Raw genomic sequence first — 26,365 nt, 5'->3', positions numbered from 1 at the left:
GCCTTCGACCTATTTTTCAAATGCCGGGAATGCATATGGATCTTCGTCAGCTGCGCTACTTCATCGCCCTCAACGAACACCGCAGTTTTGTGCGTGCGGCGGACGCCATGGGCATCACGCAACCGGCGTTCAGCCGCAGTATCCAGGGGCTGGAACAGGAGTTTGGCTGCGTACTGGTGGACCGTGGCCACAAGGACCTGCGCCCGACACCGGAAGGCCAGGTGGTACTGCAACACGCCCTGACCCTGGTGCATGGCGCCGCCTTGCTGAGCAGTGAAGTCACGCGCATGACCAAGCTCGATGCCGGCGACCTGCGCTTCGGCTGCGGCCCGGCGCCCGCGGTGAAGCTGGTGCCGGATGCGGTGGCGCGTTTTATCGGCGCGCACCCGAAAATCCGCACCAGTTTCCAAGTGGATAACTGGGAAAAGCTCAGTCGTGCATTGAGCCGTGAGGAGATCGAATTCTTCATTGCCGACATCCGCCAGTTCGAAGCCGACCCGAACTTCCAGACCCGTGCGCTGACGCCCAAGCGCGGCGTGTTTTTCTGCCGCCCGGGGCACCCGCTGCTGGCCAAGGACAGCCTGTCGACCAACGACATGTTCGACTACCCGCTGGCCGCGCCGCTGATCTCCCAGGGCATTCGCAAACTGCTGGCGAACCTGAGCGGGCGCATGGACTTTTCACCGAGCATCCAGACCGAACACTTCCCGGCGCTGGTAAAGATTGTGCTGCAGTCCAATGCCATCGGCGTGGGCACCGAAGAAGCGTTCGCCGAGGATGTCGCCCGGGGTGCGCTGGTGCTGCTGCACTGGCGCAACCTGCCGCAGAGCCTGGAGACCCTGAGTGCGCGGTGCGGGATTGTCAGCCGTACCGGGTCGCGCTTGTCGCCGGCGGCCAAGGCGATGATCGAGACGTTGGTTGAGGTAGACAGGCAGGAGGTGAGTGTGGCGGTTTGAAGGGCCTCATCGGGGGCAAGCCCCCTCCCACATTTTGAATGTATTCACAGATCAACTGTGGGAGGGGGCTTGCCCCCGATGCGATACCCCAGACACCACAATACTCAAAGCCCCGCCGCCACCAACCCAGGCGCCACCCAATCACTCACCTGAAACGACCGGCGAATCAGCTTTTCCTTGGACGCCAAGTCCACTGCATCCTGCAACTTGCCAAGAAACACCGGATCAAGCGTCGCCGGGAAAATCGCACTGAGCTGCTGGTCTTTCAAATCATTGGTCAGGATCACCGGCGGATAACTGGCCAGCCCCGACACCAGTTCGATGTACGCCTGCTTGTTGCTGTCATCGGTCAACCATTGCACCGCCTGCTGCTGTGCCCTTAGCAGCTTGGCCACGGCGTCGGGATGCTCATCGACAAACTGTTTGCTGCCCACCAGCACCGCCTGAATGCTGCCGGCACCGCCGAGGTCCTTGGTGGTCAGGGCGATTTCGGCCAGCCCCTTGGCTTGCAGCGCGGTCAGGTTCGAGCCGCCCCAGGTCGCGTCGATCTGCTTGGCGGCCAGCGCCGCACCGGCCGCGTTGAAATCCAGGTTGATGACTTTCAGGTCTTTCTCATTCAAGCCCTGGCTGGCCAGTGCGCTGTCGAACGACAACTGGCTGGCCGTGCCGCGAAACACCGCGACGCGCTTGCCCTTGAGGTCTTGCAGGGTCTTGATGCCCGAGCCCGGTACCACGCCGAGGTACTGCTTGATGTCCCGTGCCGTTGCACTGAGCAAGCGGGTCTGCAGGCCATTGGAGCGGCCGATGATGGCCGCCAGGTCGCCCAGATAGGCGAGGTCCACCTGACCGTTGGCAAAGGCTTCGTTGATCACCGGGCCCGCGCCCTTGAAGTAATTCCACTGAATCGTGATGCCTTGGTCGGCGAAGGCCTTTTCGAAAATCTGCTGTTCGCGCAACACATCGGTGATGCCGCCACCGCTGTGTTGGGTGCCAGCGCTGAGGTCGGGCACGGCAATGCGGATTTCCTTGAGTTCGGCGGCATGCACCAGCCCCGCCAGTGCGGTGCCCGCGAATAGCGTGATCAGACGTTTGAAGGGCAGTTTCATAAGCGCAGCTCCTGGTGGGCGACGGTCGCCGGGGAGCTGAAAGTAGGCACAGGCTGCTGAAAACTTTAAATACTATAAATTCACAATTTTATAGCTTTTAGCACTATGCGAGCCAAATCGCAGGCTCCAGCGGCCTATGCATAAACAGCATCGAAAATATTCTTCGAATGCATTGGATGCGTGCCGGGCGCAGGCTTTAAATGACTTCTCTTATCCCACAATCATCTTGATTACGTTTTTATAAGATCGAAATCACATAACGAAAGGGAAGTCCTCAATGGCCCGAAGCGCACGGTTGAGCCCGCCTCTTACAACGCCCATCCTGCGCTGGCCGTCGTTCAGCCACTGGCTGCTGCCGCTGTCGCTGTTTGCCCTGTGGTGGCTGGCCAGCCGTCAGCAGTGGATGAGCGAACAGATCCTGCCGCCGCCTTCATTGGTCTGGCGCAGCGCGATGGAACTGGCGGGCGGCGAGTTGTGGAGCCATTTGGCGGTCAGCCTGCAGCGCTTGTGCTGGGGCTTGCTGGCGGGCATCGGCGCCGGGGCCTTGCTCGGCGCCTGGCTGGGCTTCAGCGCGCGTGCCGAGCGCCTGGTATTTCCGACATTCAGCGCGCTGTCGCAGGTACCGACCCTGGCGTGGATCCCACTGTTCATGGTGTTTTTCGGCATTGGCGAGACGCTGAAACTGGTGGTGCTGGTCAAGGCCATCGTGGTGCCGGTCACCCTGCATACCCTGGTCGGCGTGCGCGACGCCCAACCGCAGTTGCGTGAGGCTGCGCGGGTGCTGCGCCTGCCCACCCCTCTGCTGATCCGCCGGCTGATCCTGCCCGCCGCCCTGCCGGCGTTCATGGCCGGCGTGCGCCTGGCCCTGGCGGCCGGTTGGACGTCGCTGCTGGCGGTGGAACTGCTCGCCTCCAGCGAAGGCATCGGCTACCTGATGGTGTGGGCGCGCCAGTTATTCATGCTCGATATCGTCTTTGTGTGCATCGTGGTCATCGGCGTGCTGGGCGTGGCGATGGACCGTGGCATCGGCTGGCTGGATCGGCGCTGGGTGCACTGGCCGCATCCGGCCACGGCGCAGATCCGTCGCGGCCCGCGTTACCACGGCTGGCAACGCCTGCAGCCGTGGCTGCTGCCGCTGTTGTTGCTCGCGCTGTGGCAGGTGGCGACGCAACAGGGCTGGGTCGACGCGAATATCCTGGTGAGCCCGTGGACGGTGCTGCACACCACCGCCTCGGGTGTCGCGGATGGCACGCTGTCGGGGGCGCTGGGCAAAAGCCTGGGGCGCACCTTGGGCGGCTTGGTGCTGGGCGGCAGCCTGGGGTTTGCCGTGGGCTTGTGGCTGGGCTTGTCACCGCGCAGTGAGCGGGTACTCGGCCATACCCTCGCCGCGTTACGCCAGATCGCTATCTTCGCCTGGGTGCCGCTGCTCACGGCCTGGTTTGGTCTGGGGGAGCTGGCCAAGTGGGTGTTTATCGGCCTGGCGGCGTTTTTCCCCTTGTTTGTCGCCACCCAGCGCAGCGTGTTGAACCTGTCACCGCAACTGAGCGAAGCCGCCCAAGTGCTGCGCCTGGACCTGCCCCAACGGCTGCGACGCCTGATCTTGCCCGGCGCGGCAGCGGGAATTTTCGCCGGCCTGCGCCTGAGCCTGATCTACGCCTGGCTGGGCACCATCGGCGCGGAATACTTCATGCCGTCCAACGGCGGTATCGGCAGCCTGATGATCGGCGCCCAACAGCTGCTGCGCATGGACTTGATCATGAGCGGCATGCTGCTGGTCGGCCTTACCGGCGCCACCCTCAACCTTGTCGGCCAACGCCTGGAAACTCGCGCCACCCGCTGGAGACACGCATGAACGCACCGATTGTCAGCTTCAACCATGTGGGCAAGTCTTTCGATGTGGAGGGCTTCGAATTGGAGGCCATCCGTGAGTTCAACCTGCAGATTGCCGAGGGCGAATTCGTTGCGATTGTCGGCTCCAGCGGTTGCGGAAAATCCACGCTGCTGCGCTTGCTGGTGGGGCTGGATACGCAGTTTCGCGGCGAGATTCAGGTGGACGGTAAGCCGGTGAACGGCATCGGTGGCGAACGCGGCATTGTGTTCCAGGAACACCGCTTGTTTCCGTGGCTGACGGTGGCGCAGAACATTGGCCTGGGTCTGGTCAACGAGCCCTTGAGCGAGGCCGAGCGCAGCCGGCGCATCAGCGACTTTATCGAACTGGTGGGCCTGACTGACTTCACCCGCGCCTATCCTCACCAGTTGTCCGGCGGCATGGCGCAACGGGTGGCGATCGCTCGCGGCTTGGTTGCCAGCCCACGGATTCTGCTGCTGGACGAGCCGTTCGGCGCACTGGATGCGCTGACCCGCCAGCAGATGCAGGACGAACTGCTGGCGATCCGCGCCCGCGCCAGTATCACCACGGTGCTGGTGACGCACGACGTGGAGGAAGCGATTTTCCTGGCCGACCGGGTGGTGGTGATGGAGCCACGACCGGGACGGATCAAGCAGGTCGTGGAGATTGCCCTGCCCCATCCACGCCAGCGCAGCAGCTTTGAATTCCACCAGTTGCGCGAAGAGCTGCTGCATGAATTGACCAGCGACGATCACTACCAGCCGCCGGCGCGCGAACAGATCCGCGACCTGCCGTTGGCGTTCATCGCTTGCTGAACGACAGTTCGCTGCGCGGCTGCTCCTGGCGCTCAAGCCGATTGGCCCGCGCAAAGGTGCCCAAATCATTGAAGCGCACACCCATCTCGGCCATGACCTTGTGCGCCACCTTGGCAGTCATCTGGCGGATATAGAACGGCTCCTTCACCACAAAATGGTGGATGCCGTGGGTGCTGCCGAAATTGAAACAGAACGCCTGCAACGGCCACATCCACCAGGGGTTGAGCACCTGGGTCTGCTGGATCACATTGCCCAGCTCCACGTCGCCGTAGTAATGCATGTTGGAGCTGACGAAGTGCAGGCAGAAGGTGCGCAGCACGTTGGGGCCGATGATCACCACGGCGGCGATGTCGATCACCTGCATCATCTGCAGCGTCCCGGCTGACCACTCGATGGGCGCGCCCATCAGGCTGGCGATGCCATTGGCGGCATGAAAACCCAGGAACACGTACCACGCGCCCCAATGCAGCAGCGCCAGCGGTGCGTACACCAGCACCACGCGCTTGAGGATGCTGAACCGGTGCCGCCAGGTCTTGGCGCGCAGCAGGCGGATCAATGCCGACATCATGTTGTCGCCGACCATCAGCAAGCGCGCGATGCCCCAGGGCTCGCCGTTGGTGATCGCGCGCTCTTCCATATCGGCCTCGGTGCCGGAGACCTTGTGATGATTGAGGTGCAGGTGCCGGCGAATCCATGGGTTGATGGTGCTCGGCCGCGCCAGCCAGACCAGGCCCATCATCAGGTTGTGCGGCACGCGCTGCTTGCGAAAGTACATGCTGTGGATCAGATCATGTTCCAGCTCATGGGTGAGTGAGGCGAAGAAGGCATTGAGCAGCAGGCACACCCACCAGGCCATCTGGCCGCTGATATAGAGCGCTGCCGAACCCAGCATGCCGACCAGCGCAAACGCCAGGATGCCCGCGCCCAGGGCGTCCTGATGCAGCAGCCAGGGGTGGCGCTGGCGCAATCGCACACCCTCGGCCAGCACCACCTCACGGATATGCGCCGAACGCTGTTGGGCGTTCATCTGCTGGGGACTTGCACAAGTACCGTCCATGCTTCCATTCTCTAGTGGAGTGATGCCTGCATCCTGCACCCTACCCTGGCGCAGGGCGCTAGCTCCGCACGCCAACCTGTTGACCGCAAGCGCCAATCGCCATGACCGAACCCACCTCCCTCGCCAGCTGGACCCGCGCCCTGCGCAAGCAACTCGACGCCCTGGGCCTCGACAGCGCCGCGCTCTGCCGCGAGGCCGGGCTCGACCCGCTGTTGATGGACGACCCGAATGCGCGCTACCCGTTGTCGGCCACCACGCGCCTGTGGGAACTGGCGGTGCAGGCCAGTGGCGATCCGGCGATTGGCTTGCGGGTGTCGAGGTTTGTCAGCCCCACCACCTTTCATGCGTTGGGGTATGCGCTGGTGGCCAGCGGCAGCCTGCGCGAGGTGTTCGAGCGTATCGTGCGCTATCACCAAGTGGTCAGTGATGCCCTGAGCCTGGAGCTGAGCCGTCACGGTGACGGCTACCGTTTCCGCCTGCTGCAACCCGAAGGCAGCCCGGCGCCGGCGCTGGAAGCCATAGATGCGTTTGCGGCGATCTATGTGCGCACCTGCCGCAATCGCCTCGGGCGTGACTATGCACCGCTGGCGGTGTACCTGCGGCGCCCGGAACCGGCCGACCCTGCGCCCTGGCACACGGTGTTTCGCTCACCGGTGTTCTTCGGCGCTGAGGAAGACCGCCTGGAGTTCGCCGCCCGCGACTTCGACAGCCACCTGGACGACGCCAACCCGGAGTTGGCCGAACACAATGAAACCGTGCTCAAGCGCACCCTGGCCCAACTGCAACCGCTGACCTGGGAGCGCAAGGTGCGCGCCGCCATCGAAGCGCAACTGCCCGACGGCGAACCCAGCGCGGAGCGGATCGCCCAGGCGCTGCATTTGAGCCTGCGCAGCCTGCAGCGGCACCTGGCGGATGAAGGCTGCCGGTTTGATGCACTGCTCAATGAGTGTCGGCAGAACCTGGCGCTATTGCACCTGCGCGATCCGCAGTGTTCATTGGCCGAGATCAGCCATTTGCTGGGGTTTGCCGATACCAGCAGCTTCAATCGGGCGTTCAAGCGCTGGACGGGGATGACGCCGGGGCAGTTCAGGGATGGGTTGCGGTAGGCAGATGTGGGGTGGCTTTGAGGGCCTCATCGGGGGCAAGCCCCCTCCCACATTGGGTCTGTGAATACATTCAAGTGTGGGAGGGGGCTTGCCCCCGATAGCCATAGGTATCTACACAACTTTGTAGCAGCCAACAGTAACCACGATGCGAAGCGAGCCGCTCTTGATCTTGCTCTTGATCTTAAGCGCCCCGTTAAACCACGCTGGCCGGAATTCGACAGTGATTTGGGGGGTAAACCGGCAGGGATGCCGGTTTAGCCGCCCCGCGCCATGGATGGCGCGTGGCGGCGGCCCCCCAAATCGCTGTCGGATTACGGGCACACCGAGCCTAAGCGAGGTGCCGAGTGGTGGGGCAAGAGCGTTTTGCTTACTTTTGCGCTTTTCAAAAGTGAGACGCCGTAAGGGCGGAACCCATAGCAGCCGTTACCGCAGCAACGGATATGTACTCGCCCTGATCCAGCATCCTGGTCGGCTGTCAGGCCGCCATCGGGAGCAAGCCCCCTCCCACATTTGGATCGCGCGGCATCAGTCAGATAGCTATAGGCCGCCAGGTCGCCACGGGAGCAAGCTCCCTCGCCACAGGTTCAGGGCTACGCCAAAGTTGTGTAGATATCTATGCCCCGATAGCGGTGGTGGAGGCCATCACCGCCCTCGGTCACGCCGCAACACCTTCCTCACCCGCGCCACCAATGCCTTGGCATCAAACGGCTTGAGCAAGTAGTCGTCTTCATGCAATTCCAACCCACGCAAACGATCTTCGATGCCATCGGGCGTGGTCAGGAACAGCACGGGCGTTTCGCCGCGCTGGCGAACCTCCTGCTGCAACTTCCAGGCATTCAGGCCCGGCAGCATCACATCCAGGATCACCAGATCGTACACGGTGCTTTCCACAAACCGTTGCGCGGCCATGCCGTTGGCCGCGACTTCCACGGTAAAACCGGCCTCGCTCAAGCCCTGGGCCATCCGTTGCGCCAGTTGCGGCTGGTCTTCCACTAACAACACGTGCATGCCTTACCTCTGGGTTTGATTACAAACCTGTCATCAAATTGTGCGGCTTTTGTCCACCTCCACTGGCTACCGTGACGGCCTGCCTTCTGGAGCGTTCACCATGTATCGCACTGCTTTATTCCTGAGCCTCGCCGTGGCGACTGCCGCCCAGGCGGCGCCACAACTGCCACGCCACGCCACGCTTGATTTATACACCGCGCGCCAATTGGCCGATGCCAGCCTGGCTCACTGCACCGCCGCGCTGACCGTGCTCGACCGCGGCGGCAACCTGTTGCTGAGCCTGCGCGCCGACGGCGTCGGCCCGCACAACAGCCTCGCCAGCCAGCGCAAGGCGTACACGGCGTTGTCGACCAAAACCCCAACCCGGCTGTTCGCCGAGCGTGCGCGCAACAACCCCGAGGCCGCCAACCTTAACAGCTTGCCCGAATTGCTGTTGCTCGGCGGTGGCGTGCCGCTGTTTGCCGAGGCCGAACTGGTCGGCGCGCTGGGCATCGCCGGTGCCGGCGGCGCGCCGCAGGATGAAGCCTGCGCCGTACAGGCGGCCGAGCAACTGGGCTTGAAAATCACCCCTTGATTCCACTCCTGTCAACAAGGACTTCTCGATGAAAACCCTAAGCATGACCCTCGCCGCCCTCAGCCTGAGCGGCCTGTGCAATCTGGCCCTGGCCGACGGCAACCCGCTGAGCGTGCATGTGCTCAACCTGGAAAATGGCCTGCCGAGCGCCGGCGTCAACGTCACCCTGGAGGAACACGTGGGCGACCAATGGCAGGCGCTGTCCCAAGGCGTGACCAACCAACAAGGGCGCATCGCCGAACTGTTCCCGGCTGATCGCAAAATGAAGCCGGGCGAGTACCGCGTGGTGTTCAAGACCGGCGACTATTACAAGAAAGCCAACCGCGAAACCTTCTTCCCCGAAGTGCCGGTGATTTTCCAGGTCAAGCAGGTCGATCAGCACTACCACATCCCGCTGTTGCTCAGCCCCTACGGCTTCTCCACCTATCGCGGTTCATAGGTCCGCCTGCTCGACTTCACCCTGGCCTTGCGCGATCATCATCAACAGCCGCTGGCAGCCGACTGACAGGGCATGATCAAACATCCTACAGGAGGAATAACAATGAAAAGCCTCGTCGACCACCTCAGTCAATACGCCGCCTACCACCGCGACCCGCGCAATATCACCAGTCATTTCATCGGCATTCCGTTGATTGTGGTGGCGGTCGCCGTGCTGCTGTCACGCCCCGAATGGGCGGTGGGCGGGCTGTGGCTATCACCGGCGGTGCTGCTGGCGCTGTTTTCGGCGTGGTTCTACCTGCGCCTGGAGCTGGCGCTGGGTGTGTTGATGACGGTGCTGATGGGTTTGTCGGTGTGGGCCGGGCACGTACTGGCGGCGCAAAGCACGACGGTGTGGCTGGGCAGCGGCGTGGGCCTGTTTGTGCTGGGCTGGGTGATCCAGTTTGTCGGGCATTACTACGAAGGCCGCAAGCCGGCGTTTGTGGACGACGTGTCGGGGCTGATCGTGGGGCCGTTGTTTGTGGTGGCGGAGTTGGCGTTTCTGGTGGGCTTGCGGCAGGACCTGAAACAACAGATTGAAGCGCGCTCGGGGCCGGTGGCGCGCCGCGATCTTAAGCCAAGCGGGGTCTGAATGTGGGAGGGGGCTTGCTCCCGATGGCGGTGGGTCAGTTGATTCATAGGCCAGCTGACACTCCGCTATCGGGGGCAAGCCCCCTCCCACATTTGTTCCCAGTTTCAGATTTGGTTTTGCGGTGAGCTTAGGCTTTTTGCCAGACCTTGGGTTTGAAGAACAGGGTCTCGCCACGGGCCAGGCCGGTGAGGCTGTCGTGGTCTTTGACCACTTCGGCTTCGATCAGCTCGGGTTGGCCTTCCACCTTCAAGGTCACCCGCGTGGTCGCGCCCAGCGGCCGAATATCGCGCACCTCAGCCGCATGGTGATCCTCCAGCTCATGCCGCGACAGCGACACCTCATGGGGGCGGAACAGCAGGTGTTTATCCTCGCCCAGGTGCAGGCGGTTCGAGTCACCCAGGAAGTGGTACACAAAATCGCTGGCCGGGTTTTCGTACACCTCGCCCGGTGAGCCGATCTGCTCGATCACGCCCTTGTTCATCACCACGATACGGTCGGCAACTTCCATGGCCTCTTCCTGGTCATGGGTCACGAACACCGAGGTCAGGTTGATATCCTCGTGCAAGCGCGCCAGCCAGCGGCGCAGCTCCTTGCGCACCTTGGCATCGAGGGCGCCGAAGGGTTCGTCCAGCAGCAGCACTTTAGGCTCTACCGCCAGGGCGCGGGCCAGGGCGATACGTTGGCGCTGGCCGCCGGAGAGTTGTTCCGGATAGCGATCCGACAGCCAATCGAGCTGCACCATGTTCAGCAGGTCGTGAACCTTGGTCGCGATCTGGCTTTCGCTCGGGCGCTGGTTTTTCGGCTTCATGCGCAGGCCGAAGGCGACGTTGTCGAACACGGTCATGTGGCGGAACAGCGCATAGTGCTGGAACACAAAGCCCACGTTGCGATCACGCACATCGTGGCCGGAGACGTCCTCGCCGTGGAACACGATGCTACCGGCATCCGGGGTTTCGAGACCTGCGATGATGCGCAGCAAGGTGGTCTTGCCGCAGCCGGACGGGCCCAGCAAGGCCACCAGCTCGCCACTCTGGATATCCAGGTTGATGCTGTCCAGGGCCTTGAAGGCATTGAAGTTCTTGCTGACATTACGGACTTCGATCGACATGACTTATTCCTCACCGGCGCTGTTGCGCAGGCGGTTGATTCGGTTCTCGCTCCACTGCTTGAGCAGCAGGATGAAGAGCGCCAGGATCAGCAACAGGCTGGCCACCGCGAAGGCGGCGACGTGGTTGTATTCGTTGTAGAGAATCTCGACGTGCAGCGGCAGGGTGTTGGTCACGCCACGAATATGGCCGGACACCACCGACACCGCGCCGAACTCACCCATGGCCCGCGCGGTACACAGCACCACGCCGTAGATCAGGCCCCACTTGATGTTCGGCACGGTGACATGCCAGAACATCTGCCAGCCGTTGGCACCCAGCAGGCGCGCGGCTTCTTCTTCCTGGGTGCCCTGCTCCTGCATCAACGGGATCAGCTCGCGGGCTACGAACGGCACGGTGACGAAGATGGTCGCCAGCACGATGCCGGGCAAGGCGAACACGATCTGGATGTCATGGTCCTGCAACCACGGCCCGAAGAAGCCCTGGGCGCCGAACATCAGCACGTACACCAGGCCTGCGATCACGGGCGAGACCGAGAACGGCAGGTCGATCAGCGTCACCAATATGCTTTTGCCACGGAAAGAATACTTGCTCACGCACCACGCGGCGCTGACACCAAACACCAGGTTGAGCGGCACCGAAATCACCACGGCGATCACCGTGAGTTTCAGCGCCGACAGCGCGTCCGGTTCGAGGATCGCAGTGAAGAACGCGCCGAGGCCATTCTTCAAGCCTTGGGACACCACGATCAACAGCGGCAGCAGCAAAAACAGCGCGAACACCAGCCAGCCGAGGCCGATCAGGATGCGTCGCGAGGTGGCGCTGCCGCGCCGGGCGGCGTTGGCCGAGGACGCGGCGGAGATAGACGATTGGGACATGTTCCGCGCCTCCTTATGGACGTTCAATGCGCCGCTGCAGCAAGTTGATTAGCAGCAGCAAAACAAAGGAAACCACCAGCATCAGCACACCGATCGAGGTGGCGCCGCGGTAGTCGTACTGGTCGAGCTTGACCATGATCAGCAGCGGCAGAATCTCGGTTTTCATCGGCATGTTGCCGGCGATGAAAATCACCGAACCGTACTCGCCGACGCCACGGGCGAAGGCCAATGCAAAACCGGTCAGCCAGGCCGGCAACAGCGCCGGCACGAGGATGTGACGGAACACTTGCAGCGGCTTGGCGCCCAGGCAAGCGGCGGCCTCTTCGACTTCCCGGGGGATATCGGCGAGTACCGGCTGCACGGTGCGCACCACGAAGGGCAAGGTAACGAAGGTCAGCGCCAGAGTGATGCCCAGCGGGGTGTAGGCGATCTTGAAGCCCAGGTCGGCGGCGAACTGGCCAACCAGCCCGTTAGGCGCGTACAGCGCGGTCAACGCGATACCGGCCACAGCCGTGGGCAAGGCGAACGGCAGATCGATCATCGCATCGATGATCTTGCGTCCGGGGAAGGTGTAGCGCACCAGCACCCAGGCCAGCAGGGTGCCGATCACGCCATTGATCAGCGCGGCGTACAACGCGGTGCTGAAGCTCAGTTTCAACGCCGCCAGCACGCGGGGTGCGGAGATGATGTTCCAGAACTGATCCCAGGTGAGTTGAGCGGCGTGTACAAACATCGCCGCCAGCGGGATGAGCACGATCAGGCTGAGGTACACGACGGTGTAGCCCAGCGTCAGCCCGAAGCCGGGTATGACGGGGGAGATACGACGCGACATAAGAGTCCTTGGTTAAAGGGTAGAAACCACTGTAGAAGCCAGCTGTTGTGGCGAGGGAGCTTGCTCCCGCTGGGCTGCGCAGCAGCCCCAGGACCAGGCGACCCGATGAACCGTGGGGACCGGTACTGGGAGCGCTTCGCACTCCAGCGGGAGCAAGCTCCCTCGCCACAGAAAGCTCGCTCCTACAGGTACTTTGGCTTACTGCGCCGTGTAGATCTGGTCGAACACGCCACCGTCGTTGAAGAATTTCGGTTGGGCAGTTTTCCAGCCGCCGAAGTCTTTGTCGATGGTCACCAAGTCCAGTTTCGGGAACTGTTGGGCGTATTTGGCGGCGACTTTCTCATCGCGTGGGCGGTAGAAGTTCTTCGCCGCAATCTCCTGGCCAGCCGGGCTGTACAGGTGCTTGAGGTATTCGGTGGCGATCTCGGTGTTGCCCTTTTTCTCGGCGTTCTTGTCAACCACGGCCACTGGCGGCTCGGCGAGGATCGACAGGGACGGCACGACGATGTCGAACTTGTCGGCGCCGCCGTCTTCTTTCAGCGCCAGGAACGCCTCGTTTTCCCAGGCCAGCAGCACGTCGCCCTGGCCGTTGTTGACGAACGTGATGGTGGAACCGCGTGCGCCGGTGTCGAGGATCGGCACATGTTTGAACAGCTCTTTGACGTATTCCTGAGCCTTGGCTTCGCTGCCGCCGGTCTTCAGGCCGTAGGCCCAGGCCGCGAGGAAGTTCCAGCGCGCACCGCCGGAGGTTTTCGGGTTAGGCGTGATCACCGAAACGTCTTTCTTGACCAGGTCGCCCCAGTCCTTGATGCCCTTGGGGTTGCCCTTGCGTACCAGGAACACGATGGTCGAGGTGTACGGGGTGCTGGCATCCGGCAGGCGGGTCTGCCAGTTTTCCGGCAGGGTCTTGCCCAGCTTGGCGATTTCGTCGATGTCGCCGGCCAGGGCCAGGGTCACCACGTCGGCGCGCAGGCCGTCGATCACCGCGCGGCCCTGCTTGCCCGAACCACCGTGGGATTGCTGGATCTTCACGTTGTCGCCCGGGTGGGACTGTTTCCAGAAGCTGGTGAACTCAGCGTTGTAGTCCTGGTACAGCTCACGGGTCGGGTCGTACGAGACGTTGAGCAACTCGTAATCCTTGGCAACGGCGGAACCGGCAAACACGGCACTGGCCAATGCGGCCAGGGCGTAACGGCGAATCGACGACATAGAAGCTCCTGAAATTCTTATGTTGGCGCAACCCTGTAGGAGCGAGCTTGCTCGCGAAAAACCCAGGAGCACCGCGTTAAACCTGATGCGCTGCGTTATCGTTGGCGTTTTTCGCGAGCAAGCTCGCTCCTACTGGTGGCTTATTCTTAGGCGGGTTTGTTACCTGGGTTCTGCAGACGGAATTTTTCCTTGCGTTCGATCTGTACCACTTGAGCGTTGTGTACGGTGATTTCCACCGCGCCAAACCGCAGATCGCGCAAAGCGCTCTGGATCTCACGCAAAATGGCTGCTTCGTCCTGGCCGTCGACGCTACGTAGAGATGCGCTCATGGTCTCGCTCCTGAAATGAATAGTGCCTGGCAGTGGCGGCACTGCTTGCGGCGTGAGGGCGATAGTAGATAAGCGCGGATATTCTTAAAAATACTATTTAAGAATGTTTATATAACCAGAAAGAATTTTCTGGTGGAGCGTGGGGTTGCGCGCAGGTTTTGCGTTCAACCACTGAAATTCAGCCGTAATGCAATCCAATGTGGGAGGGGGGCTTGCCCCCGATGGCGGTGGGTCAGCCAAGCCTCCCCAAGCTGATACACCGCCATCGGGGGCAAGCCCCCTCCCACAGTTTGATCGCATTTCAATTAAGGACCGGGGCTCGGTGCCAGTCGATATCGGCCGCCGGCATCGGCTTGCCAAACCAATACCCCTGGCCCATGTCGCACTCCTGGTCCAGCAGGAAGCGCGCCTGCTCCACTTGCTCGATGCCTTCGGCATGCACCTGCATGCCCATGCTTTTGGCCAGGGCGATGACCACGCGCACGATGGCGGCGTCGTCTTCGTCCCAGGGCAAACCGGCGACAAAGCCTTGGTCGATCTTGAGTTTCTGCACCGGCAGGCGCTTGAGGCGCAACAGCGAGGAATAGCCGGTGCCGAAGTCGTCGATGGCCAGGCGCAAGCCCAGCTCGCGCAGGCGGTGCAGTTGTTCAAGGGCCACTTCCGGATCATCCATCACCGCGCTTTCGGTGACTTCCAGCTCCAGGAAGGCCGGGTCCAGGCCGGTGTCGTGGAGCACCTGGCCGACCTGTTCATAGAGTTCACGCCGGGCAAACAGGCGGCTGGAGACGTTGATCGCGATAAACCCCAACGGCGCGCCGTCCGCCAACCATAGGCACATCTGGCGGCAGGCCTGGTCCATCACCCAGGCATCGATGTCGGCGATCAACCCGGTGCGCTCGGCGATGGGGATAAATTCAGCCGGCGGCACCAGGCCGCGCTCCGGGTGCTGCCAGCGCACCAGCGCTTCCACGCCAATCAAACGGCTGTCCTGCAGGTCGTGCACGGGCTGGTAATAGACGCGCAGTTCCTGCCGGTCGAGGGCGCGGCGCAATTCGCTGGCGATTTCCACACGACTCTGCGCGTGAGCCGTCAGTTCCTCGGTGTACAAGGCGTAGCTTTCACGGCCCGCGTTCTTGGCCTTGAACAAGGCCGAGTCAGCGTTGCGCAACAATTGCTCGGCGCTCAGCGCATCACTGGGGAACAGGCTGATACCGATGCTGGCGCTGATAAACAGCTGGTTGCCGTCAAAAATGAACGGCTCCTTCATGGCCTCGAGCATGCGCTGGGCCATGGCCGCAGCCTGCATCACCTGTGGACAACTTTCCGCCAGCACGGCGAACTCGTCGCCTCCCAGGCGCGCCAGGGTCACCCCAGGCCCGAACAGCCCCTTGAGACGGTCGGCCACCAGCTTGAGCAGTTGATCGCCAACGTTGTGGCCGAGGCTGTCATTGATGATCTTGAAGTGATCCAGGTCCATCAACAGCAACGCACAGCCGCGCTTGTGCACGCGTGCCGAGGCCAGCGCCTGCTCGGCGCGGTCGGTGAACAGCAGGCGGTTGGGCAGGCCGGTCAGCGGGTCGTGGTGGGCCAGGTGCGCCAGCTCGTGTTCGGAGTCCTTGATGGCGCTGATATCCGAGAACACCGCGACGTAGTGGCTGATGTGGCCCTGGTCATCACGGATGACGCGGATGGTTTGCCACTGGGGGTAAATTTCTCCGCTTTTGCGTCGATTCCAGATTTCGCCGCTCCATTCGCCGCTGCGCTCGAGGGCCTGGAACATCTGTTGATAAAAAATCGACGAATGGCGCCCGGACTTGAACAGGCTGGGTGGCCGGCCCATGACGTCTTCGCGGCGGTATCCGGTGATCTCGATGAACGCCCGATTGACGTGCACGATCAGGCCCTGAGCGTCGGTGACCAGCACGCCTTCGCGGGTGCAATCAAACACCGCAGCGGCCTGTTGCAGACGTTCACGGTTTTCTTTCAGGGGTTGTTGCAACGCGTGGGCACGGGCAAACCGCGCGCCCATCAAGTAAATAGCCAGCGCGCTCAGGCCCACCCAGACATAGCCGCGCAGTTGCAGCCAATGCGGCAAGGCCCGTGGATCATCGATAAAGCTGATTAATAGATGGTGGCTAAGCTGGAGCCATAGAATGGAAATCAGCAGGTATACCAGCCCCGCACGTAGGGCTCCTCGGTATGAAAACAACATATGCTCAGTAATCCTTACCAAAAAAACACAATCGCCCTACGAAGGCTGAGGATTATAGAATAAGAAACATCCAGTCACTTCTATCTGAAAGGGCGGCTGGTTTTCTCTGTAGGCTTAGTGATAATGCGTGAGCTGTTCTTTACTTTATCTGAGGGCCATACAGCCTATGTGGTACAACGGTTTTCTTGACCTGTCAGCCTGGCAACTGGTGGCAGTCACGTTGTTGATGACCCATGTGACCATTATCGGGGTCACCGTCTATCTGCACCGTTATTCGGCCCATCGCTCGCTCGAGCTCAATGCTGGCCTGAAACACTTCTTCCGCTTCTGGCTGTGGTTGACCACGGCGCAGAACACCCGCGAGTGGACCGCCATCCACCGCAAGCACCACGCCAAATGCGAAACCGTCGATGACCCGCACAGCCCGGTGATCAAGGGCCTGTCCACCGTGCTGCGCAAAGGTGCCGAGCTGTACCGCGCCGAAGCGGAAAACCCCGAGACCCTGCGCATCTACGGCAAGAACTGCCCGGACGACTGGATCGAACGCAACCTCTACACGCGCTACCCGCTGCTGGGCATCGCGATCATGGGTGTCATCGACGTGCTGCTGTTCGGCACCATCGGCATCACCATCTGGGCGATCCAGATGATGTGGATCCCGTTCTGGGCCGCCGGCGTCATCAACGGCCTGGGCCATGCCGTGGGCTATCGCAACTTCGAATGCCGCGACGCGGCGACCAACCTGGTGCCGTGGGGCATCATCGTCGGTGGCGAAGAACTGCACAACAACCATCACACCTACCCCAATTCGGCCAAGTTGTCGGTGAAGAAGTGGGAATTCGACCTGGGCTGGGCCTGGATCAAGGTGTTCAGCTTCCTGCGCCTGGCCAAGGTGCAGCGCGTCGCGCCGATCGCCCACCGTGTCGAAGGCAAGGGCCACCTGGACATGGACACCGCAATGGCGATCCTCAACAACCGCTTCCAGATCATGGCCCAATACCGCAAATTGGTGATCGGCCCGCTGGTCAAGCAAGAGCTGGAGAAAGTCGATCATTCGGTGCGCCACCAGTTTCATCGCGCCAAGCGCCTGCTGTCACGGGAAACCAGCCTGCTGAGCGATCGCCACCACGTGCGCATCCAGAGCATGCTGGAACACAGCCATGCGCTGAGCGTGATCTACGAGAAGCGCCTGGCGCTGCAGCAAATCTGGCTCAAGACCAGTTCCAACGGCCACGACATGCTGGCTGCGATCAAGGAATGGGTGCACGAAGCCGAGGCCAGCGGCATTCAATCTCTGCGCGATTTCGCTCACCAATTGAAGACCTATTCACTGCGTCCCGCAGCGGTCTGACGGTACTGCGGGAGGGCTCTCCCTCCCGCACACTGGCTTTTTGGCGCCATTTTCCGGGCACCGCCAATCCATCCCGATCACGGAACTTCACCGCAATTCCCCTCTCTCAAAGAACACTTCGCCATCATGGTGACCCCTTGTAGTGACCGCTGTTCCATCCTGCGGCGCGCCCAGAGAGAGTTGTTCCGATGGTTCACGAAAAGCCCTGCCCGATTGACCTGTCCTCTGCCCAGCCACCGCGCCCAGCGGCGGCGTCGACCCTGCTGGCGCTGATGCATGCCCAGGGCGAGGTCGAGCGGCTGAGTGAGCGTGAGCAGCTGCTCAGCTCGCTGCTGGTGAGCGTGAACGCGGTGCTGTGGGCCATCGACTGGGAAACGCGTCGTGTGCTGTACGTCAGCCCGGCCTACGAACGGATATTCGGCCGAAGCGCCGGTTTGCTGTTGGCCGATCACCGGGAATGGCGCAACAGCATCCACCCCGAAGACCTCGACTACGCCGAACACAGCCTGGCCCGCGTGCTGGAACAGGGCGCCGTGGAAGACCGCGAATACCGCATCGTCACGGTCGACGGGCAGATCCGCTGGCTCAGCGACAAATGCTATATCAATCAGCAGGCCGAGCCGGGCAAGCCGATGATCGTCGTGGGCATGGCCGAGGACATCACCGAAAAGAAGCAGTTGGAGCTGGAGTTGCATCGCCTGGCCACCACCGATGTGCTGACCCAGAGCAGCAACCGCCGGCACTTCTTCGAACTCGCCAACCAGGCCTTTGACAACGCCTGTATGCAGGGCACGCCGCTGGCGTTCCTGTTGCTGGACATCGACGACTTCAAAGACATCAACGACAGTTATGGCCACCTCGAAGGTGACCAGGTGCTGCGGCGCATCGCCGAAAGTGGCCGAGGCGTGTTGCGCCGTGGCGACCTGTTCGGCCGCATCGGCGGCGAAGAATTCGCCGCCATACTGCCCGGCTGCGCCCCGGACATGGCCCTGCAGGTAGCCGAGCGGCTGGGCAAGGAAATCCAGGCGCTGAGTTTCAGCGTTGAAGGCCACGCGTTTACAGTGACCGTCAGCCAGGGCCTGACCAGCCTGCGCGAAGACGACTCGACCCTGGACAGCCTGTTCGGCCGCGCCGATGCGGCGATGTATGAGGCAAAACGTCAGGGTAAAAATCGGGTGATCGCGGGTTAGCTCGTATTGGTTTGGCAGCGCTAGTCGCGTACCGCGCTACCGCGGCAGCCGCTGATACAGCAACTGCCTACGCTTCAAAAGGAAACAACCTACTGACGCACAGCAAAAGAAGACTTCCTATTAAACGGCCCACCCATTCCGGTGGGCTCATAACAATAAGAGGTCTGCACCATGAACGAGTCCACGAGCCCCGTACGCGTCGCCGTTGTGCAATTTGATCCGCAAGTCGGCACCCACAATCGCGCTTCCAACCTGGAAACCAGCCTGAGCCTTGCCCTGCAAGCGGTTAACAATGGCGCCAATCTGATTGTGCTGCCCGAGTTGGCCAATACCGGTTACCTATTCAACAATCGCCAGGACGCCTATTTGCATGCCGAGCCCGTTCCAGACGGCCCCAGCGTGCGGGCCTGGATGGATTTCGCGCAGTTTCACCAAGTGCATCTTGTGGCAGGCCTGGCTGAACGCGACGGCATGCAACTGTTCGACACCGCCGTGCTGCTGGGCCCGGACGGCCTGATTGGTAAATACCGCAAGGCCCACCTCTGGAACAAGGAAAAGCTCTGGTTCAGCCCCGGCAACCTTGGATTCCCGGTGTTTGAAACCCCCATAGGCCGTATAGGTTTACTGATCTGCTGGGACATCTGGTTCCCCGAGGTCCCACGCATCCTGACCCAGCAAGGCGCCGATATCATCTGCAGTTTGAACAACTGGGTGTGGACCCCGCCGCCGCTGTTCGACGAAGCCGGCAAATGCATGGCCTCGTACTTGACCATGACGGCCGCCCACGTCAACAACGTGTTCATTGCTGCGGCCAACCGTATCGGCGAGGAACAGGATGCACGTTACCTTGGGTGTTCACTTATTGCCGGCACCAACGGCTGGCCCATCGGCAAGATCGCCTCACCTAACGAGCAAGCGATTATTTACGCCGACATCGACCTCTCCAGCGCTCGCAGCGCACCGATCTGGAACAGCCTCAACGACCTGCAACGGGATCGTCGCAGCGACCTGTATGACGGGATGCTCGGCTACCGCCTTCACCCGTGCCTGCCACGCTGATGGGGGTGCGACCATGGCTTTCCTACCGACAAAAAAACTGTCATCAGACTCATCTGTTCGCCACCTTGTCCTTCTGGTCCTGGCCTCGCTCACCCTGGCAGTGTCGCTCACCGGGTTATCAGTGGTTTATTCCACCTCGGCGCCGGAGCTCTGGCCAAGCTACAACGACATGATGGCCAGCCTGCCCAGCCCTACAGCGTGGGTGCGTTGGGTGGTCGGCGATATCAGCGAAGTGGCCTTCTATAAACACGAGTTCGCGTCACTCGGCCTGCTGCTCGGTGGCGCTTTCGGTTACTGGACCAGTCGTTATGCTCAGGCCTGGCAAGGCTTCAGCATCGCCTACGGCACGGGGCTCTGGCCCTGGTTGGTGACCAGTTCATTGCTGGGCTTGCTGCTGAGCAATGCGATGTGGGGCTGGACCCTGACGGCAGACGCCTGGCAACCCACGTTCGCCGCCTTTGTTTCGCTGCCGGCGGCCATGGTGCTGCTGTTTGGCGGGGGGTGGAAGGTCACGCTCAATGGCGCCTTGCTCGGCGCGCTTCTGGTGACGCCGAGCTGCCTGTTGCTGGTCAACTACCTGTGCATTCCGCTGGGTTTGCCGATGGTGATTGGCAATGTATTGGGCATGGCTTTAGGCAGTTTGGTGGCGTTTTTACTATGCCGTGCCCTGCCGGTGCTGGTAAGTCGCGCAGTTGACCCCAAAGCGAGCATCCCTCCCGCTGCCGCTCTGAAAACACCCGATTACGGTATACGCTGGACGTTACGTCGGGTGCTGGCGGACTTTTCCGAAGCGCCGTTCTATGGCAATGAGTGGGCCAGCCTGGGTTTGCTCGCTGGGGTGTTGCTGGCTTATGCGCTGAATCCCCTGAGCCCCGCTTATGGATCTGGATGGTTGCCACACCTGATTGCAGGCCAAGCGCTGACCTCACTCATCGGCATTATCCTGTGGCGCCGGCAATGGCGTGAGCGTGGCTGGTACCCAACCTATGTGCCCCTGGTGTCGGTAGTGCCCGCTGCCGTGTTGACCTATGGCGGCAACCCGACAGTGATCGTAGCCAGCGCGATACTGGGCGCGCTGATCGCCCCGCCGCTGGCCTGCGCGATTGCCGGGCGCCTGCCCAGCTACCTGCACCCCTACATCGGCAACGTCTTATCCATGGCGATCAGTACGGCGTTGATCGTGCCGTTCATCGGTGCGGTGATCGCGGATTAACCCAATCAACGCCTGGAGGTGATTCATCAGGCATAAAAAACCCCGCCGAGGCGGGGTTTTTCTATCGAGGAAGGCGCTGGGCTCAAAGCTCAGAGAAGCACTCTTCAATGATTGCCAAGCCTTTGTCCAGCTGCTCGTCCGGCGAGGTCAGCGGCACCAATACGCGCAAGACGTTGCCGTAGGTACCGCAGGACAGCAGGATCAGGCCCTTGTCACGCGCCTTGGCCACCACGGATGCAACGGCAGCGGCGTTCGGTTTGTGGCTATCGCCATCTTCGAACAACTCCACGGCAATCATCGCGCCCAGTGCACGCACTTCGCCGATTACCGGGTATTTGGCCTGGATGGCCTTGAGGCCGGTTACCAGGCGCTCGCCGACGGCCTTGCAGCGGTCCAGCAGGTGCTCTTCTTCGAACACTTCCATTACCGCCAGCGCGGCCGCGCAGGCGATCGGGCTACCGGCGTAGGTACCGCCCAGGCCGCCTGGGGCGATGGCGTCCATGTATTCGGCCTTGCCGCACACACCGGCCAGCGGGAAGCCACCGGCGATGGATTTGGCGAAGGTGGTCAGGTCGGCGGCGACGCCCATCTGTTCCATGGCGAAGAAGGTGCCGGTGCGGCCGGCACCGGTTTGCACTTCGTCGGCGATCAGCAGGATGCCGTGCTTGTCGCACAGTTCGCGCAGGCGCTTCATGAAGGTTTTCGGCGCGACGTAGAAACCGCCTTCGCCCTGCACCGGCTCGATGATGATCGCAGCGATATCACGCGGCTCGGCATCGTTCTTGAAAATACGCTCGATGCTGGCGATGGCGTCGTCGTCGCTCACGCCGTGCAGCTCATTGGGGAACAGCGCTCGGAACACGCCGCCCGGCATCAAGCCCATGCCGGCCGAGTACGGCACGACTTTACCGGTCAGACCCAAGGTCATCATGGTGCGGCCGTGGTACGCGCCGGTGAAGGCGATCACACCGGCACGACCCGTGGCGGCGCGGGCGATTTTCACGGCGTTCTCGACCGCTTCGGAACCGGTGGTGACCAGCAGAGTTTTCTTGGCGAAATCACCTGGCACCTTGGCGTTGATTTTCTCGCACAGCTCCACGTAAGGCTCGTAGGCCAGGACCTGGAAGCAGGTGTGCGTCAGCTTGTTCAACTGCTCGGTCACCGCTGCGATGATTTTCGGGTGCACGTGACCGGTGTTCAGCACGGCGATACCGCCGGCGAAGTCGATGAACTCGCGACCTTCAACGTCGGTCACGGTGGCGTTCTTCGCGGATTCGGCGAAGATCGGGTGAATCTGGCCAACACCGCGCGGTACAGCGGCTTCGCGGCGTTTCATCAGGGAAGCGTTGGTCTTGCTCATAAAGTCCTCATTCGCCGCTCATCGGGCGGCGTGGCTCAAGGATAAGTGGCGGGGAGGCAACTACGGCAGCATGCGATGATCGACTGCCACAGCTTTCCGGCCACTGCGAATAACGGCGTAAAACACGCAAAGGGACAGCGCTCTCGTGCCCTCTGCGTTTACTGCAATCCCTTACCGGTCAGATGCCCAGGCAGAGGTATTTGATTTCCAGGTAATCCTCGATCCCGTACTTGGACCCTTCACGGCCCAGGCCCGAAGCCTTGATGCCGCCGAACGGCGCCACTTCGTTGGAGATCAACCCGGTGTTGACGCCGACCATGCCGTATTCCAGCGCTTCAGCCACACGGAACACACGGCCCAGGTCACGGGCATAGAAGTACGACGCCAGGCCGAACTCGGTGTCGTTGGCCATCGCGATCACTTCGGCTTCGTCTTTGAAGCGGAACAGCGGCGCCAGTGGGCCGAAGGTTTCTTCCTTGGCCACGGCTGCGTTTTTTGGCACGTCGGTCAGGATGGTCGGCTCGAAGAAGTTGCCTTCCATCGCCTTGCCACCGGCCAACAGTTTGGCACCTTTGCTCAGGGCATCGGCGATGTGTTCCTGGACCTTGGCCACGGCCTTTTCGTCAATCAGCGGGCCGGTGGTGGTGCCTTCTTCCAGACCGTTGCCGATCTTGAGCTTGGCCACGGCCACTTTGAGTTTTTCGGCGAACGCGTCGTATACCGAATCCTGGATGTACAGGCGGTTGGCGCAGACGCACGTCTGGCCGTTGTTACGGTACTTGGAGATGATCGCGCCTTCGACGGCCTTATCCAGGTCGGCGTCGTCGAACACGATGAACGGCGCATTGCCGCCCAGCTCCAGAGAGACTTTCTTGATGTCCTTGGCGCACTCGGCCATCAGCTGGCGACCGATTTCGGTGGAGCCGGTGAAGGATAATTTACGCACGATCGGGTTGCTGGTCAGCTCGCCGCCGATGTCGCCGGCGCTGCCGGTGACCACGCTCAGCACGCCTTTCGGGATACCGGCACGGTGCGCAAGTTCAACCAGGGCCAGGGCCGAGAACGGGGTTTGCGACGCCGGCTTGATCACCATGGTGCAACCGGCGGCCAGGGCCGGGCCGGCTTTGCGGGTGATCATCGCCGCAGGGAAGTTCCAGGGGGTGATGGCAGCGGTCACGCCTATCGGCTGCTTGATCACGATCAAGCGCTTGTCGGGTTGATGGCCGGGGATCACGTCACCGTAGATGCGCTTGGCTTCTTCGGCGAACCACTCGATAAAGGAAGCGGCGTAGACGATTTCGCCCTTGGCTTCGGCCAGCGGCTTGCCTTGTTCGAGGGTCATCAGGCGGCCGAGGTCGTCCTGGTTCTCGATCAACAGTTCGAACCAGCGGCGCAGCTTATTGGCGCGCTCCTTGGCGGTGAGTGCACGCCAGGCCGGCAGGGCCTTGTCGGCGGCTTCGATGGCGCGGCGGGTTTCGGCGGCGCCCATCTTCGGCACGGTGCCGAGAATCTCGCCCGTGGCCGGGTTGTTGACCTTGATGGTTTGACCATTGTCCGCATCGACCCAAGCGCCATCGATGAACGCTTGCTGGCGGAACAACTGGGTGTCTTTAAGCTGCATGTCGGCTTTCCTTAACAGCACCGCGCGCACGCGGAGCGAATTAGAGTTGTTGAAAGGCGCCTGGTGGGCTGCCGTCAGGGAAATCAGCCTCAACGCGCCACAGTGAATAGACAGAGCACGAGAGGCAGAGCGTTTGAAATCTCAAACGAATCCTAGGAGCAATGGGGGTACAGGGCAATAGGATGTTCGAAAAAAAGAACAAAAACGCCATATCCGTCAGACCTTTCTGATCAGCGTAGTTGCACTTGGTTTAACCGCACTGATCGATGGCCCCGGCCCAGAGCCTGCACGCGGCGGATTCCTACACTTAAAGGCCCAAAGACCGGCATGGACGCCCAAGGTCGACATGGGTATGATGTCGCCCGCACAAGCATCCGTAGCTCAGCTGGATAGAGTACTGCCCTCCGAAGGCAGGGGTCGTGGGTTCGAATCCCGCCGGGTGCACCATATAGCTGTTTAGACCTGTCTCAGACAGTCTACGAGTCATCTCAAGAAGCCCGCCTAGTGCGGGCTTTCTTGTTTCTGGCTATCCGTCGCCTGTAGTCACGACGACAAAGGCCACAACTGGGGTTTGTAGGTCGAATTCGATTACCCGGACGGCGCCAACAAGCGCTGGAACATTCCAGCCCGAACCATGGCTGGCGACTTCGGAAAGGACGTACTCGGTCCACCGGTCGACATGGGCCTGCGCCTCGCGGGAACCCGATCAGGGCGCAATGCCCGCGACGACCTGCAGAGTTATCTCGACGGCTTCGACAGCGCGCAGCGAGTACGTTTGGTGACACGCCTGGGCTGGCACGACAATGCGTTCCTATTGCCCGAACCACAGATCGGCTCACACGCCGAACGCCTGCATTTTTATGAAGCCGGTGCGCAGTTGCCGCCGATCAGCGAGGCAGGTTCTCTGGAGCAATGGCAGCAGAAAATCGGCGCGTGTTGGCAACCATCACTTGGCGTTTGTCGTCTCTGTGGCCTTTGCAGGGCCTCTGCTGAACCTGCTTGGGCATGAGTCGGGCGGCTTCCACCTCTACGGCGACAGCTCCGGCGGCAAGACCACACACTTGCAAGTCGCAGCCTCGGTTTATGGTGGGCCTCGTCTGGTGCGCTCGTGGGGCTCCACGGATAACGCCCTGGAGTCCATCGCCGCCGCACACTCAGACGGTCTCCTGGTACTGGATGAAATCGGCATGTGCGACCCGCGCATTATTTGCGAGACGGTGTACATGCTCGGCAACGGCACCGGCAAGGCCCGGGCGAATGATCGAGGACAAGCGGGCCGACAGGTGCAGGAGTGGCGCTTGCTGTTTCTCTCGACCGGCGAGAAGACGTTGGCGCAGCACATGGCGGATGCAAGCAAGGAGCCGAAAGCCGGTATGGAGGTGCGCATGCTCGCCGTGCCAGCGGATGCCAGCAAAGGCCTCGGCATGTTCGATGTGCTGAATGGTTTTGAGGACGCTGCCGCCCTCTCCGATGCGCTCAAGGCCCGAGTAGCCAAATATTACGGCACGCCCCTCACCGCTTTCCTGCGCGCACTGTGTGCGCCTGGGGAAATGCTCAGGTGGAAAGTGATCGTGCGCCGCACGGTGGAACAGTTCATCACCCAAAACCTACCAGCCTCGGCCAGTGGTCAGGCGCAGCGTGCCGCCCTTCGCTTCGGCCTCGCAGCAGCGGCCGGAGAGCTAGCCACCGCCTTCGGCGTTACTGGCTGGCCCGATGGCACAGCCACAACCGCAGCACGGGTGTGTCTGCATGCGTGGCTGGACGAACGCGGCGGCACCGGTAACCTCGAGGGCGATGCGATCTTGGCGCGACTGCGACAGGTCATTGAGCGATTTGGAGAAAGCCGCCTCACCCGGTGGAGTCTGCCGCTGCAAAGATCGACGGGCATGGACCACGCACGATTGATCGGCTTGGCTTTCGCAAGACGATGGAACACGGAATGAGCGATGCCCTGCACACCACAAACACCTACTACGTGTTGCCCGAGGCATGGCGCTCCGAAGTCTTCAAGGGAATGAACCTAAATGCTGTGAACAAAGAGCTACTCCGCCGTGGCGTGCTTGAACCAGGCACAGATGGCAAAGCGTCCAGCTCGATTCGTTTACCGGGCCTAGGAACTCAGTGCTGCTATGTGGTGAAGACCGTACCGGGTGCTGATGAACGCGAGGCCAAGGCCGCCTGACGTCCAACCTACTGACTGAGGCAGCGCCGGCTCATTCCGTCTTGCCAGCCAATCAATAATTCCATTCGAATCATTCAGAGACCAGTCAAATGAACGAAATTCAAGAAATGAAAGACGACGCGACCAAATTACCAACGAAATGGAGGGCCTTCGAGCCGCCCTGATTCCTTATGAAACAGCTCTCGAGAATTCCGAAACGATTACCCTCGCGGCCACCGCTTACGCGCAGGCATTGGCATGGGGCGATGCAGAGGGCGAGAAAGCTGCCAACACTGATGGCACA

At 61.6% G+C, this 26,365-nt stretch carries 22 protein-coding genes, 1 tRNA gene and 1 pseudogene; 13 read left to right on the top strand and 11 right to left on the bottom strand.

All coding sequences use genetic code 11. The annotated features are described in order from the left end of the window. Positions 1 to 35 precede the first annotated feature (35 nt). On the top strand, positions 36 to 956 hold the full coding sequence (locus C4J84_RS01145; RefSeq protein WP_124369180.1) for a LysR family transcriptional regulator: 921 nt from the start codon (positions 36 to 38) through the stop codon (positions 954 to 956). A gap of 104 nt (positions 957 to 1,060) precedes the next feature. On the opposite strand, the gene C4J84_RS01140 is transcribed toward C4J84_RS01145, so the two are convergent. Next, on the bottom strand, positions 1,061 to 2,062 hold the full coding sequence (locus C4J84_RS01140) for an ABC transporter substrate-binding protein (protein ID WP_124369179.1): 1,002 nt from the start codon (positions 2,060 to 2,062) through the stop codon (positions 1,061 to 1,063). Between the two features lie 277 nt (positions 2,063 to 2,339). Between C4J84_RS01140 and C4J84_RS01135 the strand changes: the two genes are divergently transcribed. Beyond that, the gene (locus C4J84_RS01135) at positions 2,340 to 3,914 is read left to right on the top strand and encodes an ABC transporter permease (RefSeq protein WP_124369178.1); all 1,575 of its coding nucleotides are present in this window, start codon (positions 2,340 to 2,342) and stop codon (positions 3,912 to 3,914) included. Then, complete coding sequence (locus C4J84_RS01130) at positions 3,911 to 4,726, top strand: ABC transporter ATP-binding protein (RefSeq protein ID WP_124360751.1); 816 nt, start codon at positions 3,911 to 3,913, stop codon at positions 4,724 to 4,726. The genes C4J84_RS01135 and C4J84_RS01130 overlap by 4 nt, the downstream gene beginning before the upstream one ends. On the opposite strand, the gene C4J84_RS01125 is transcribed toward C4J84_RS01130, so the two are convergent. Then, positions 4,713 to 5,783, bottom strand: a complete 1,071-nt coding sequence (locus C4J84_RS01125) for a fatty acid desaturase (RefSeq protein WP_124369177.1) — start codon at positions 5,781 to 5,783, stop codon at positions 4,713 to 4,715. The two genes, C4J84_RS01130 and C4J84_RS01125, sit on opposite strands and share 14 nt — an antisense overlap. 101 nt (positions 5,784 to 5,884) lie before the next feature. Between C4J84_RS01125 and C4J84_RS01120 the strand changes: the two genes are divergently transcribed. After that, positions 5,885 to 6,889 (top strand): AraC family transcriptional regulator, encoded by a 1,005-nt coding sequence (locus C4J84_RS01120; RefSeq protein WP_124365386.1) that lies wholly within the window; start codon positions 5,885 to 5,887, stop codon positions 6,887 to 6,889. Positions 6,890 to 7,531: 642 nt separating this feature from the next. On the opposite strand, the gene C4J84_RS01115 is transcribed toward C4J84_RS01120, so the two are convergent. After that, entirely contained in the window at positions 7,532 to 7,897 is a 366-nt protein-coding gene (locus tag C4J84_RS01115) for a response regulator (protein ID WP_124365385.1), read from the bottom strand. Positions 7,898 to 7,997: 100 nt separating this feature from the next. Between C4J84_RS01115 and C4J84_RS01110 the strand changes: the two genes are divergently transcribed. The 3 genes from C4J84_RS01110 to C4J84_RS01100 all read left to right on the top strand — a co-directional run bounded on the left by C4J84_RS01110 (position 7,998) and on the right by C4J84_RS01100 (position 9,540). After that, the gene (locus tag C4J84_RS01110; protein WP_124434793.1) at positions 7,998 to 8,471 is read left to right on the top strand and encodes a heme-binding protein; all 474 of its coding nucleotides are present in this window, start codon (positions 7,998 to 8,000) and stop codon (positions 8,469 to 8,471) included. Between the two features lie 28 nt (positions 8,472 to 8,499). After that, the gene (gene uraH, locus C4J84_RS01105) at positions 8,500 to 8,910 is read left to right on the top strand and encodes a hydroxyisourate hydrolase (RefSeq protein ID WP_124369174.1); all 411 of its coding nucleotides are present in this window, start codon (positions 8,500 to 8,502) and stop codon (positions 8,908 to 8,910) included. Between the two features lie 102 nt (positions 8,911 to 9,012). Continuing rightward, positions 9,013 to 9,540 carry a DUF962 domain-containing protein gene (locus tag C4J84_RS01100; protein ID WP_124434792.1) on the top strand — a complete coding sequence of 176 codons (528 nt, stop codon included), beginning with the start codon at positions 9,013 to 9,015 and terminating at the stop codon, positions 9,538 to 9,540. A gap of 127 nt (positions 9,541 to 9,667) precedes the next feature. Here the strand turns inward: C4J84_RS01100 and C4J84_RS01095 are convergent, their stop codons facing one another. From C4J84_RS01095 to dibA, 6 genes are all read right to left on the bottom strand, one after another. Then, positions 9,668 to 10,648: a sulfate/molybdate ABC transporter ATP-binding protein gene (locus tag C4J84_RS01095; protein ID WP_124369172.1), complete on the bottom strand. Its 981-nt coding sequence runs from the start codon at positions 10,646 to 10,648 to the stop codon at positions 9,668 to 9,670. Positions 10,649 to 10,651: 3 nt separating this feature from the next. Beyond that, on the bottom strand, positions 10,652 to 11,524 hold the full coding sequence (gene cysW / locus C4J84_RS01090) for a sulfate ABC transporter permease subunit CysW (protein ID WP_122686303.1): 873 nt from the start codon (positions 11,522 to 11,524) through the stop codon (positions 10,652 to 10,654). Positions 11,525 to 11,537: 13 nt separating this feature from the next. After that, positions 11,538 to 12,356, bottom strand: coding sequence for a sulfate ABC transporter permease subunit CysT (gene cysT / locus C4J84_RS01085; protein WP_065949976.1), 819 nt, complete (start codon positions 12,354 to 12,356; stop codon positions 11,538 to 11,540). A 198-nt stretch (positions 12,357 to 12,554) separates the two neighbouring features. After that, positions 12,555 to 13,565, bottom strand: a complete 1,011-nt coding sequence (locus tag C4J84_RS01080; protein ID WP_124360743.1) for a sulfate ABC transporter substrate-binding protein — start codon at positions 13,563 to 13,565, stop codon at positions 12,555 to 12,557. 146 nt (positions 13,566 to 13,711) lie between these two features. After that, positions 13,712 to 13,894, bottom strand: coding sequence for a sulfur starvation response protein OscA (gene oscA / locus C4J84_RS01075; RefSeq protein WP_010565387.1), 183 nt, complete (start codon positions 13,892 to 13,894; stop codon positions 13,712 to 13,714). A 301-nt stretch (positions 13,895 to 14,195) separates the two neighbouring features. After that, on the bottom strand, positions 14,196 to 16,106 hold the full coding sequence (dibA, locus tag C4J84_RS01070) for a phosphodiesterase DibA (protein WP_124434791.1): 1,911 nt from the start codon (positions 16,104 to 16,106) through the stop codon (positions 14,196 to 14,198). A gap of 166 nt (positions 16,107 to 16,272) precedes the next feature. Here dibA and desA point away from each other — a divergent pair, with 166 nt between their 5' ends. From desA to C4J84_RS01050, 4 genes are all read left to right on the top strand, one after another. Continuing rightward, positions 16,273 to 17,457: a delta-9 fatty acid desaturase DesA gene (gene desA, locus C4J84_RS01065; protein ID WP_124369170.1), complete on the top strand. Its 1,185-nt coding sequence runs from the start codon at positions 16,273 to 16,275 to the stop codon at positions 17,455 to 17,457. Positions 17,458 to 17,645: 188 nt separating this feature from the next. Then, entirely contained in the window at positions 17,646 to 18,647 is a 1,002-nt protein-coding gene (locus C4J84_RS01060) for a sensor domain-containing diguanylate cyclase (RefSeq protein WP_124434790.1), read from the top strand. Between the two features lie 171 nt (positions 18,648 to 18,818). Then, positions 18,819 to 19,706, top strand: coding sequence for a nitrilase family protein (locus C4J84_RS01055; RefSeq protein ID WP_124413506.1), 888 nt, complete (start codon positions 18,819 to 18,821; stop codon positions 19,704 to 19,706). A gap of 13 nt (positions 19,707 to 19,719) precedes the next feature. Next, positions 19,720 to 20,919, top strand: a complete 1,200-nt coding sequence (locus C4J84_RS01050) for a hypothetical protein (RefSeq protein ID WP_124434789.1) — start codon at positions 19,720 to 19,722, stop codon at positions 20,917 to 20,919. Positions 20,920 to 21,001: 82 nt separating this feature from the next. Here C4J84_RS01050 and gabT read toward each other — a convergent pair whose 3' ends face one another. Next, on the bottom strand, positions 21,002 to 22,279 hold the full coding sequence (gene gabT, locus C4J84_RS01045; RefSeq protein ID WP_124428348.1) for a 4-aminobutyrate--2-oxoglutarate transaminase: 1,278 nt from the start codon (positions 22,277 to 22,279) through the stop codon (positions 21,002 to 21,004). 178 nt (positions 22,280 to 22,457) lie between these two features. Then, complete coding sequence (gene gabD, locus C4J84_RS01040) at positions 22,458 to 23,900, bottom strand: NADP-dependent succinate-semialdehyde dehydrogenase (RefSeq protein ID WP_124360737.1); 1,443 nt, start codon at positions 23,898 to 23,900, stop codon at positions 22,458 to 22,460. A gap of 370 nt (positions 23,901 to 24,270) precedes the next feature. Here gabD and C4J84_RS01035 point away from each other — a divergent pair. Together C4J84_RS01035 and C4J84_RS01030 are read left to right on the top strand one after the other, a co-directional pair. Continuing rightward, positions 24,271 to 24,347, top strand: a tRNA-Arg gene (locus C4J84_RS01035). 85 nt (positions 24,348 to 24,432) lie between these two features. Beyond that, a pseudogene (locus tag C4J84_RS01030) lies at positions 24,433 to 26,082 on the top strand (DUF927 domain-containing protein); the annotation flags it as partial. Positions 26,083 to 26,365: the final 283 nt, after the last annotated feature.

The sequence above is a fragment of the Pseudomonas sp. R11-23-07 genome, from assembly GCF_003852295.1.
GTDB lineage: Bacteria > Pseudomonadota > Gammaproteobacteria > Pseudomonadales > Pseudomonadaceae > Aquipseudomonas.
This window is presented reverse-complemented; position numbering and strand designations above follow the sequence as displayed.

Excerpts from the sequence above, each read along its gene's own strand:
- C4J84_RS01145 (WP_124369180.1), top strand. The coding sequence starts at position 36 with ATGGATCTTCGTCAGCTGCGCTACTTCATCGCCCTCAACGAACACCGC.
- C4J84_RS01140 (WP_124369179.1), bottom strand. The coding sequence starts at position 2,062 with ATGAAACTGCCCTTCAAACGTCTGATCACGCTATTCGCGGGCACCGCA.
- C4J84_RS01135 (WP_124369178.1), top strand. The coding sequence starts at position 2,340 with ATGGCCCGAAGCGCACGGTTGAGCCCGCCTCTTACAACGCCCATCCTG.
- C4J84_RS01130 (WP_124360751.1), top strand. The coding sequence starts at position 3,911 with ATGAACGCACCGATTGTCAGCTTCAACCATGTGGGCAAGTCTTTCGAT.
- C4J84_RS01125 (WP_124369177.1), bottom strand. The coding sequence starts at position 5,783 with ATGGACGGTACTTGTGCAAGTCCCCAGCAGATGAACGCCCAACAGCGT.
- C4J84_RS01120 (WP_124365386.1), top strand. The coding sequence starts at position 5,885 with ATGACCGAACCCACCTCCCTCGCCAGCTGGACCCGCGCCCTGCGCAAG.
- C4J84_RS01115 (WP_124365385.1), bottom strand. The coding sequence starts at position 7,897 with ATGCACGTGTTGTTAGTGGAAGACCAGCCGCAACTGGCGCAACGGATG.
- C4J84_RS01110 (WP_124434793.1), top strand. The coding sequence starts at position 7,998 with ATGTATCGCACTGCTTTATTCCTGAGCCTCGCCGTGGCGACTGCCGCC.
- uraH (WP_124369174.1), top strand. The coding sequence starts at position 8,500 with ATGAAAACCCTAAGCATGACCCTCGCCGCCCTCAGCCTGAGCGGCCTG.
- C4J84_RS01100 (WP_124434792.1), top strand. The coding sequence starts at position 9,013 with ATGAAAAGCCTCGTCGACCACCTCAGTCAATACGCCGCCTACCACCGC.
- C4J84_RS01095 (WP_124369172.1), bottom strand. The coding sequence starts at position 10,648 with ATGTCGATCGAAGTCCGTAATGTCAGCAAGAACTTCAATGCCTTCAAG.
- cysW (WP_122686303.1), bottom strand. The coding sequence starts at position 11,524 with ATGTCCCAATCGTCTATCTCCGCCGCGTCCTCGGCCAACGCCGCCCGG.
- cysT (WP_065949976.1), bottom strand. The coding sequence starts at position 12,356 with ATGTCGCGTCGTATCTCCCCCGTCATACCCGGCTTCGGGCTGACGCTG.
- C4J84_RS01080 (WP_124360743.1), bottom strand. The coding sequence starts at position 13,565 with ATGTCGTCGATTCGCCGTTACGCCCTGGCCGCATTGGCCAGTGCCGTG.
- oscA (WP_010565387.1), bottom strand. The coding sequence starts at position 13,894 with ATGAGCGCATCTCTACGTAGCGTCGACGGCCAGGACGAAGCAGCCATT.
- dibA (WP_124434791.1), bottom strand. The coding sequence starts at position 16,106 with ATGTTGTTTTCATACCGAGGAGCCCTACGTGCGGGGCTGGTATACCTG.
- desA (WP_124369170.1), top strand. The coding sequence starts at position 16,273 with ATGTGGTACAACGGTTTTCTTGACCTGTCAGCCTGGCAACTGGTGGCA.
- C4J84_RS01060 (WP_124434790.1), top strand. The coding sequence starts at position 17,646 with ATGGTTCACGAAAAGCCCTGCCCGATTGACCTGTCCTCTGCCCAGCCA.
- C4J84_RS01055 (WP_124413506.1), top strand. The coding sequence starts at position 18,819 with ATGAACGAGTCCACGAGCCCCGTACGCGTCGCCGTTGTGCAATTTGAT.
- C4J84_RS01050 (WP_124434789.1), top strand. The coding sequence starts at position 19,720 with ATGGCTTTCCTACCGACAAAAAAACTGTCATCAGACTCATCTGTTCGC.
- gabT (WP_124428348.1), bottom strand. The coding sequence starts at position 22,279 with ATGAGCAAGACCAACGCTTCCCTGATGAAACGCCGCGAAGCCGCTGTA.
- gabD (WP_124360737.1), bottom strand. The coding sequence starts at position 23,900 with ATGCAGCTTAAAGACACCCAGTTGTTCCGCCAGCAAGCGTTCATCGAT.